We start from the raw sequence: 9,020 nt of genomic DNA, 5'->3' as shown, positions 1-9,020 counted from the left end.
CGGGCTGGTCGCGGTCGCCCTGGGCGTGCTGCTCGCACGCACCCTGCTCGGCCCGGGCCGGTCACGCCGACGCCGCCGGCCCGCCCCCGTCGAGGACGGGGGCCCCCACGCTTCAGGAAGGAACGCGCGATGACCCTGCACGGACCCGCCACCCGGTTGACGATCCTGGTCAAGGAGGACGACCAGTGGCACCACCGCCCGCTGTACACCGAGATCGTGCACCGGGCGCACCAGGCCGGGCTCGCCGGTGCCAGCGTCTTCCGCGGGATCGAGGGGTTCGGCCGCTCCGAGCACATCCACACCACCCGGATCCTCTCGCTGGCCGAGGACCTGCCCGCTGCCGTGGTGATCGTGGACACCGACGAGAGGATCCGGGCCTTCCTGCCCCAGCTCGACGAGCTGGTGACTGACGGGCTGGTCGTGCTCGACCAGGTCGAGGTGGTGAGGTACGTCGGCCGTCAGGGGCCCGGGGACGTGGTCCGGTGACGGTGCTGCTCGTGCTGGTCGGGGGCGCGGTCGGGGCGCCGCTGCGCTACCTCACCGACCTGCTCGTGCAGGCCCGCCACGACAGCGTCCTGCCCTGGGGAACGCTCACCGTCAACGTGGTCGGGTCTCTGGTCCTGGGGGTGGTCGCCAGCGCCGTGGTCCACGCGGGGAGCCCGGCCTGGCTGCTGACGCTGGTCGGGACCGGGTTCTGTGGCGCGCTGACCACTTTCTCCACCTTCGGCTTCGAGACGTTCCGGCTGCTCGAGGACGGGTCCTGGGCGGAGGCGCTGGTCAACGTCGGGCTCAGCCTGGTGGCCGGGATGCTCGCCGTGGTGGCGGGCTGGTCCCTCGTCGCCGCCGTCGCCTGATACGCCGCCACCTGCCGCGCGACCCGTCACGTCTCGCAGGCGACGCCCGGCGTACGCGCCGGGGGGTAGCGAGCCGCCAGGGACGCCCTAGGAGGTGAGCGCGTCCAGGACGCCGGTCAGCCAGATCCAGTTGACCAGGCACGCCTGCTCCATCGGGGTGGCGCCGCTGGTCTCCGGGGCGATGCTGTGGGCGGCCCCGAGCCGGTGGTAGAAGTCCGAGAACGAGCCGTCGTGGCGGACGATGAAGCCGCGCTCGTCGGTGCGCATCCCCTCGCCCTCCGCCCGGGGCACCACCTGCCCGTCGGCGTCGATCTGCTCCCCGAACCCCCCGGACACGTCGTAGCCGGTGAGCAGGGGCACGACCTCGGTGATCCGGCGCGTCACGTCCGCGTAGCGCTCGAGGTCCCCGAACGCGTAGTGGTACGCGTACGGCGGCAGTCCGGAGAGATGGTCCTGGTGCAGGTCCAGCGCGCCGACCACCTGGGGGAGCGGGTCTTGGCGCACCAGCTCCAGCATCAGCCGGGACTCGGCGGGCAGGTCCACGCCCAGGGCGGGGTGGTCGGCCATCACCCACGAGTCGAAGGGCCGACCGGGACCGAGGTCGCCCTCGAGGGAGCCGTCGGGCATCCGGTAGCGCAGGAAGTCGTTGTTCCCCTCACCCATGTGGTGGTCGGCGTTGTAGCGCAGCCCCCGGTCGAACCCCGAGGGGTTGCCGAGCGGGTAGACGATGAGCCGCAGGTCACGCTCGTGGGCGGCCTCGACGAGCTCGTCGAGGTAGTTGAGGACGGTGAGTGCCCCGGCCACCTCGTCGCCATGGATCGTCCCCCTCACCACGACCACCCGCTCGGTCCCACGCAGATCGCCGGGATCGAGTCCCTTCGAGGCGATGCGCAGCAGCTCCCAGGTCCCGGCGCGGTACTCCAGGGGGTGACCGGAGCACACCAGGTCGGACCGCGCCCGGACGTGTGCGCGCAGCAACGCGTGCAGCTCTGCGGACGGCATGGCGCTGGTGAACACGCAGGACCCCTCTCGGCCAGCCGACACTCTGCCGGGCCGGACCCGGCCGGGCAAGTGCACCGGCACGTGCACGTGCCACGCACGTGCGGGCTACAGGGCGCTGCCGCAGTGGGTGCAGAACCTCTGGTGCGGACCGTGCTTGGTGCCGCACTCGGGGCAGAAGATCTCCTCCTCGGCGTCGCCGGCGGCCGGCGTGGGGGCTGCCGTGACCGTCCCCGCTGCGGCCCCAGCGCTCGGCGGGGCCGACAGCGGGGTCGGCGTCATGACCGCGGTCGGTGTCACCGCTGCCGGTGGCGCGGGAGCCGGTGGCACGGGAGCCGGACCGGGGCTCGGGGACACCACGGCGTAGGTCTGCGCGGGGCCGGGCCGGCTCCGCCGGCGGCGTACGACGAGCAGCACGACCGCCACGGCGGCCAGCGCGAGCACCGCGATGCCGACCAGGACCCCCACGACCAGCCCGGTACTGCTGCCGGACTCCTCCGGCGGCGGCGGGTCGGGCAGGTCCTTGGCCTTCTCGAGGTACTGCGTGGCCAGCTCGTGGGTGGGCTGGCTGTCCACCACCGACTGGAGCTCCTCCACGGCCGTGGTCTTGTCCCCGGCGAAGTAGGCGTCCAGCCCGGCGCGATAGGCGACGCTGTCCTCGCTGAGGGTGTTCGAGGTGCCCGCGTCGCCGAGGAGCTCGGCGACGATGCTGGCCGGTCGCACGAAGTTGAACTGCTGGGTCTCGATCTGGCTGTTGATGCCGAAGCTGTTGAACGCGACGACCTCGCTGTCCAGGTTCACCGTCGGCCCGCCGCTCATCCCGCCCGACACCGCCGCGGAGATCTCGTAGACGGTGAGCAGCCCGTTCGAGACGGTCTTCTTGGAGCTGATGGAGCCTTCCTTGAAGGAGGGGGAGAAGGTGGCGTCGGTGACCAGGTCGACCGAGGCCGGGTAGCCGATGGCGACGATCGCGGTGCCGATCTCCAGGTCGTCGGTGTTGAGAGGTACGGCGTTGAGGTTGGTCGCCTCGACCTTGAGCAGGGCCCCGTCGCCCTGGCTGAAGGACTGCGACTTCACCACCCGGGCCGGCAGCGCCTTGCCGGTCTGGACCCCACCAGCGCTCACCGACCAGGCGACCGTCACGTCCCGCGAGGGCCGGCGGACGTTCGCGTCCGGTGCCATCACCACGTAGTCGCCGAACCCGAGCACGTCGTCCAGGGTGAGCGTCTTGCTCACGTAGTAGCCGTTGTCCAGCGCCCACTGGGCGGCGTCACGGAAGAACATCGGCCGGACCTCGCCGACGTCCACGCAGTGTCCGGCAGTCGCGATGTAGCCGCCGGAGTTCACGACGTATCCCGTGCAGGAGAAGGAGTAGTAGAAGGGGTTGCCGTCGTTGAGGAACTGGCCGTTGTAGGTGTCGTAGACGCGGCCTGCCCACTCGATGTCGAGGTAGACGATGCTGGGCGTCGTGTAGGCGCTCACCCGCTCCATCGGCGTCGTCTCGGGAGCCGCGGTGGGGGAGCTGTCCGCGCGGGGCGCGGGATTCGTGGAGCCGGTCGCGGCGGCGCCTCCCGGGAGGAGCAGCGCGGCGGCTGCGACGGTGGCGATGAGCAGATTCGTCTTCATGGGAACTCCCCGCTGGCAGTGGCCGGCGGCCGGCCTCGTGCCTGTCCTCGCTTCTGAGGCTAGTCCGCGAGCCCGGCCTGCGGTCCCCGAGCAGGCGTACCGGTCGTGGGAGATGCGTCACTCCCCGGCGGTCACTCCAGCGGCTCGAAGCGGGCGGTGAAGTGGCGCAGGGTGGGCGGCTCGTCGACGATGCGGTAGCCGACCAGGCGGTCGGCGTGGGCGGCCACGTGGCGGCAGGCCTCGATGACGTAGTCCATGTGGCTCTGGGTGTAGGTACGCCGGGGGATGGCGAGCCGGACCAGGTCGAGCGCGGCGGGCACCTCGGTCCCGTCGGGCCGGCGGCCGAACATGACCGTGCCGATCTCGCAGGAGCGGACCCCGCCGGCCTCGTAGAGGGCCACGGCGAAGGCCTGGCCCGGGTACTGCAGCGGCGGGATGTGCGGCAGCATCGCCCGCGCGTCGACGTACACCGCGTGTCCGCCGACCGGCTGCAGCACCGGGATCCCGGCCGCCAGGAGCGACTCGCCGAGGTAGGCGGTGGAGCGCACCCGGTAGCGCAGGTAGTCGTGGTGGACCACCTCGCGAAGGCCCTGGGCCACCGCTTCCAGGTCCCGCCCCGCGAGGCCGCCGTAGGTGGGGAACCCCTCGGTGAGCACCAGCAGCTCCCGGCAGCGCCGGGCGAGGTCGTCGTCGTCCATCGCCAGCCAGCCGCCGATGTTGCCCATCGGGTCCTTCTTGGCGCTCATCGTCATGCCGTCGGCCAGCGCGGCGATCTCGTGGACGATCTCGGTGACGTCGTGGCCCGACCAGCCGGGCTCGCGCTCCCGGATCAACCAGGCGTTCTCGGCGAAGCGGCACGCATCGAGGAACAGCGGCTTGCCGTAGCGGTCGCAGACCTCCCGGACGCGGCGCAGGTTCGCCAGCGAGACCGGCTGGCCGCCCCCGCTGTTGTTGGTGATGGTCATCATCACCAGGGGGACCTCGTCGGTGTGCTCGTGCAGCAGCGCCTCCAGGGCGGGGACGTCCATGTCGCCCTTGAAGGGCCACGAGGAGGCGGGGTCGTGCGCCTCGGGGACGACCAGGTCCACGGCGGTCGCCCCGGTGTGCTCGACGTTGGCCCTGGTGGTGTCGAAGTGCGTGTTGTTCGGGACGATCCGGCCGGGGCCGCCGAGCACGCTGAAGAGGATCCGCTCGGCCGCGCGGCCCTGGTGGGTGGGGATCACGTGCTCGAAGGGGAACAGCTCCCGCACCGCGTCGCGGAACACGTAGAAGGACGGGGACCCGGCGTACGACTCGTCCCCGTGCTGGAGCGCGGCCCACTGGTCGCGGCTCATCGCTCCGGTGCCCGAGTCGGTGAGCAGGTCGATGAGGACGTCCTGGGCGTGCACCTGGAAGAGGTTGAAGCCCGCCTCCTGCACGGCCTCCCGGCGGTGCTGCGGCGTGGTCATCCGCAGGGGCTCCACGGAGTGGATCCGGAACGGCTCGATGATCGTGCGGAAGGTGGGGGCGTCCATGGCCCCATCTTGGCGTCGGCGCGGGCCGGACGGAACCTAGGGGGCCGGCGGGGTGTAGGTGAGCTCCAGCCCGTTGGGGACGGGACGTTCGGCGCCGTCCGACGGGGAGTTGCGCACGCCGACGACCCCGGACCGGTTGGCCGCGACCATGGTCGACGAGCCGCCGCCGTCGAGGTTGAGCGCGTCCTCCGCACCCAGCCGCCGCATCATCCGGCCGAGCTCGACCAGCGTGGCGCCGCGGCTGAAGGACTGGCGCCCGTCCACGACCAGCAGCAGCACGTCCCCGGTGTCGCGGTCGATGCCGACCGCGGTACGCGGGTGCAGCTCGCGGTCGTCGCGGGCGGTCACGACCCCGTCGCTCAGCACGATCGTGCTGCCGCTGATCGCGACGGCGGGCGCGCCCTCCAGCCCCCAGGTGATGGTGGCGCGCGTCCCTACCCGCATCCGGGCCAGGGCGTCGGCCCCGGCGCCACGGCCGACGAGCACCAGCCCGGTGACCGGTTGACCCTGGCTGAGCACCGGCTCGTTGGAACGCACGACGCCGCGGCGGACGACCACCTCGCGCACGTGCCGACGCTGGCCGTCGGTGACCCGCCGCCCCGCCGTGGTGCCCCATCCGCGGGTGTAGACCCCGACGCCGCCGGGCCGCACGGTGGGGGAGTTGACGTTGGTGAGAGGCACCCTCGGACGCTCGGCCACCGAGCCGGTCATCGCCAGGGTGCCGATCCGCGGGGTGCCGTCGGCACCGATCGAGAAGGTGTTGTTCCAGCCGTACGCCGGGGCGTTGCGCATCCCGATCTGGCGGTCGCGGCCCACGCCGAGCGGCGCCCCGGTGTCGTCGATGTCGAAGAAGTCCCCGTTCACCCCGGCCACCGCAGCGTCACGGGCGAGGAGGGAGGTGAGCGGCCCCCGCTGCCGGACCAGGTCGAAGGAGGCGTAGTCGAGCGCCAGCCCCTCGGTGGCCAGGTCGGCGGTCAGCAGGTGTGCCCGCAGGGTTCCGCGGGCGTCGGTCCGGTCCCAGCGCCGGTAGGTGACCCCCGGGGCCACCGTCCAGCCGGCCCGGCGGCTGATCGTCGCGGAGGCCGCCAGCCGGGCCCGCGACACCGGTGCCGCCACCGGGCCGGGCCGGCCGTCCGAGCTGTGCACCGACGGTCCGGAGGACGCCGGCCCCCGGCCCCCTCCGGTTCCCGCGCCCTCGGCCCGGGCGGGCTGGCCGGGGGCGAGCGCAGCCCCGAGCAACAGGCTCGCCGCCAGTGCGGCGAGCACCCGGACGGGGCGGGAGGGCAGCGGTCCGAGAGCCATGGTGGGAAGCCTAAGGAGCTCCCCGCGGCGTGAGCGGGAGGCGGCCCCGGGAAATGGCCGGGGTTTTCCGCGTCATGGGGTGGCCGTGGGGCCGTCCCATCTTCAGGAAGACCCGGATGCGTGGTCGGACGGGCCCATGGCCGTCAGTGCCGAGCACGAATGGGGGGCGTTCGGACGCCTGGCGGTCGAGCAGTCCCGAGAGGGTCACGGCCGGTCACGGTCCGGGGGCTTCCAACGGCGGGCGTACGGCGCGGCACGGGGGGCTGCGCCGTACGTCCCGCCCGGGTCCCTCACCCGTCGACGGCGGTGCCGTCCGGGGCGAACCCGGCGAGCCGGGCGACCAGGGCCACCAGCTGCGGGGAGGAAGGCAGCGGCCTGCCGTCCAGCACGGTGACCGGCGCCGGGCCGCGACCGGAGGAGACCAGCCACACGCCGTCGGCCGTGTACAGGTCCGCGACCGGAACCAGCACGTGGCGGGCGCTCCTTCCCTCGGCGCGGGCGGCCGCGAAGACGCCCTCGACGGTCACCGACTCCAGGATCCCGGTGCCTCCGGTGGGGGTGCTCAACAGCTCGCCGGCACGCGCCACCAGCAGCCCGGAGGTGGGTCCGTCCAGGGCGTACCCGTCGGTGGAGGTGAAGATCACGTCGTCGGCGCCGCGGGCCCGCGCCTCCCGCTGGGCCGCGACGTTCACCACGTAGGAGAGCGTCTTGACCCCGCCGAGCAGCCAGGGGGCGTCGACGAACGCGTCGGACGGGTGACCGCGGCTGAGGGTCACGGCCGAGACGGCCCGGGCGCTGCCCGCCTCCTCACGCGACCGAAGCGGACCACGGTGCACCACAGTCAGCAGAGCCGTGCAGCCCGAGGGGCTCCACTCGCGACCGCGGGTCAGCAGCAGCTTGAGGACGGCTTCGCCGGGCACCGACCAGGCCTGGAGCGCCTCAGCCACCAGCGCGCGCCACGCCTGGTCCGGCGGGTTGGCCAGCTCCATCGCCGCCGCGGAGGCCGCGAGACGGACCAGGTGGTCGTCCAGTCCCACCACCCGGGCCACGCCGTCGGCGGCGGTGACCACCCGGGCGGAGTCGAAGCAGCCGTCCCCGCGGGTCAGGCCCAGGTCGTCCGCGGTCACCACCGGCTGGTCGGGGTCGAGGACGCCGCGGCCCATCACCGCGACCAGCCGCCCGCTCCTGCGCCCAGACTCCATGGGGCCAGACTCCATGGGGCCAGCCTCCCACGAGCGGCGGCCGGGCCGGCGACACGCGCCGGGCGGCCTCCTGCCTCTACCCTGGGGGCATGCCGAGACGAGCCGACCAGTGAGCGACACCCCGGAGGGGGGGCCCGGCTCCCCGACCGGCCCGACCTTCGCCGACCTCGGCATCGACCGGCGCGTGCTCCGGGCCCTCGACGACGTGGGCTACGAGTCGCCCTCGCCGATCCAGGCGGCCACCATCCCCGCGCTGCTCGAGGGACGGCACGTGGTCGGTCTCGCGCAGACCGGCACCGGCAAGACGGCGGCGTTCGCCGTCCCCATCCTCTCCCAGCTGGACCTCAAGCAGAAGGCCCCGCAGGCCCTCGTGCTCGCCCCGACCCGGGAGCTCGCGCTGCAGGTGTCGGAGGCCTTCGAGCGCTACGCGGCCCACCTGCGGGACGTCCACGTCCTGCCCGTGTACGGCGGACAGGGGTACGGCGTCCAGCTCTCGGCCCTGCGCCGGGGCGTCCACGTGGTCGTCGGCACGCCGGGCCGGATCATGGACCACCTCGACAAGGGGACCCTCGACCTCTCCCAGCTGCGCTTCCTGGTCCTGGACGAGGCCGACGAGATGCTCAAGATGGGCTTCCAGGAGGACGTCGAGGCGATCCTGGCCGAGACCCCGGACGACAAGCACGTCGCGCTGTTCAGCGCCACCATGCCGGCGCAGATCCGGCGGATCGCCAAGCGCTACCTCACCGACGCGGCCGAGATCACCGTCAAGAGCCGGACCACCACCGCGGCGAACACGCGACAGCGCTACCTGCACGTGGCCTACCAGCAGAAGCTGGACGCCCTGACGCGGATCCTGGAGGTCGAGAACTTCGAGGGCATGATCGTCTTCGTCCGCACCAAGCAGGTCACCGAGCAGCTGGCCGAGCGGCTGCGCGCGCGGGGGTTCTCGGCGGCCGCGATCAACGGCGACGTCCCGCAGGCCCAGCGTGAGCGCACCGTCCACCAGCTGCGCGAGGCGAAGCTGGACATCCTGGTGGCCACCGACGTCGCTGCCCGCGGCCTGGACGTCGAGCGGGTCAGCCACGTGGTGAACTTCGACATCCCGACCGACACCGAGTCCTACGTCCACCGGATCGGCCGGACGGGCCGGGCCGGCCGGTCCGGTGAGGCGATCTCGTTCATCACCCCGCGCGAGCGGCACCTGCTCCGGGCGATCGAGAAGGCCACCCGGCAGCCGCTGACCCAGATGCAGCTGCCGACGGTCGAGGACGTCAACCTCACCCGGGTGGCCCGGTTCACCGAGGCCATCACCGGAGCCCTGGGATCGACCGAGCTGGGGTTCTTCCGGGACCTGGTCACCGACTACGAGCAGGAGCACGACGTCCCGGCCGCCGACGTCGCCGCGGCTCTCGCCGTGCTGCTGCAGGCCGGGGAGCCGCTGCTGCTCGAGGCCGAGCCGGCGCCGGCGGCACCGCGCCGCGGCCAGGCAGGACCGGGACGACCGGGGGCGCGGCCGGGCGAGG

At 73.2% G+C, this 9,020-nt stretch carries 8 protein-coding genes; 3 read left to right on the top strand and 5 right to left on the bottom strand.

Annotated elements, in window-relative coordinates:
• The first annotated feature begins 129 nt into the window (after positions 1 to 129).
• Together PLP61_RS11520 and crcB are read left to right on the top strand one after the other, a co-directional pair.
• Positions 130 to 486 carry a DUF190 domain-containing protein gene (locus PLP61_RS11520; RefSeq protein ID WP_324502859.1) on the top strand — a complete coding sequence of 119 codons (357 nt, stop codon included), beginning with the start codon at positions 130 to 132 and terminating at the stop codon, positions 484 to 486.
• Complete coding sequence (gene crcB, locus PLP61_RS11515; RefSeq protein ID WP_324502858.1) at positions 483 to 854, top strand: fluoride efflux transporter CrcB; 372 nt, start codon at positions 483 to 485, stop codon at positions 852 to 854. The genes PLP61_RS11520 and crcB overlap by 4 nt, the downstream gene beginning before the upstream one ends.
• 87 nt (positions 855 to 941) lie before the next feature.
• On the opposite strand, the gene PLP61_RS11510 is transcribed toward crcB, so the two are convergent.
• The 5 genes from PLP61_RS11510 to PLP61_RS11490 form a co-directional block, all read right to left on the bottom strand.
• A complete protein-coding gene (locus tag PLP61_RS11510) occupies positions 942 to 1,871 on the bottom strand; it encodes a M14 family metallopeptidase (protein ID WP_324502857.1) in 930 nt (309 codons plus the stop codon).
• Between the two features lie 90 nt (positions 1,872 to 1,961).
• On the bottom strand, positions 1,962 to 3,479 hold the full coding sequence (locus tag PLP61_RS11505) for a trypsin-like peptidase domain-containing protein (protein WP_324502856.1): 1,518 nt from the start codon (positions 3,477 to 3,479) through the stop codon (positions 1,962 to 1,964).
• A 131-nt stretch (positions 3,480 to 3,610) separates the two neighbouring features.
• Positions 3,611 to 4,993, bottom strand: a complete 1,383-nt coding sequence (locus tag PLP61_RS11500) for a tryptophanase (RefSeq protein WP_324502855.1) — start codon at positions 4,991 to 4,993, stop codon at positions 3,611 to 3,613.
• A gap of 36 nt (positions 4,994 to 5,029) precedes the next feature.
• A complete protein-coding gene (locus tag PLP61_RS11495) occupies positions 5,030 to 6,295 on the bottom strand; it encodes a phosphodiester glycosidase family protein (RefSeq protein ID WP_324502854.1) in 1,266 nt (421 codons plus the stop codon).
• Between the two features lie 290 nt (positions 6,296 to 6,585).
• A complete protein-coding gene (locus PLP61_RS11490) occupies positions 6,586 to 7,512 on the bottom strand; it encodes an aminodeoxychorismate lyase (protein ID WP_502889036.1) in 927 nt (308 codons plus the stop codon).
• Positions 7,513 to 7,606: 94 nt separating this feature from the next.
• Here PLP61_RS11490 and PLP61_RS11485 point away from each other — a divergent pair.
• A partial coding sequence (locus tag PLP61_RS11485) for a DEAD/DEAH box helicase (protein WP_324502853.1) occupies positions 7,607 to 9,020 on the top strand: 1,414 nt, incomplete at its 3' end.

The sequence above is a fragment of the Nocardioides sp. genome (assembly GCF_035429765.1).
In the GTDB taxonomy this organism is placed as follows: Bacteria; Actinomycetota; Actinomycetes; order Propionibacteriales; family Nocardioidaceae; genus Nocardioides.
This window is presented reverse-complemented; position numbering and strand designations above follow the sequence as displayed.

What these genes read in the sequence shown, in the direction of transcription:
- PLP61_RS11520 (WP_324502859.1), top strand. Translation starts at nt 130, where the DNA reads ATGACCCTGCACGGACCCGCCACCCGGTTGACGATCCTGGTCAAGGAG.
- PLP61_RS11505 (WP_324502856.1), bottom strand. Translation starts at nt 3,479, where the DNA reads ATGAAGACGAATCTGCTCATCGCCACCGTCGCAGCCGCCGCGCTGCTC.
- PLP61_RS11500 (WP_324502855.1), bottom strand. Translation starts at nt 4,993, where the DNA reads ATGGACGCCCCCACCTTCCGCACGATCATCGAGCCGTTCCGGATCCAC.
- PLP61_RS11495 (WP_324502854.1), bottom strand. Translation starts at nt 6,295, where the DNA reads ATGGCTCTCGGACCGCTGCCCTCCCGCCCCGTCCGGGTGCTCGCCGCA.
- PLP61_RS11490 (WP_502889036.1), bottom strand. Translation starts at nt 7,512, where the DNA reads ATGGAGTCTGGCCCCATGGAGTCTGGGCGCAGGAGCGGGCGGCTGGTC.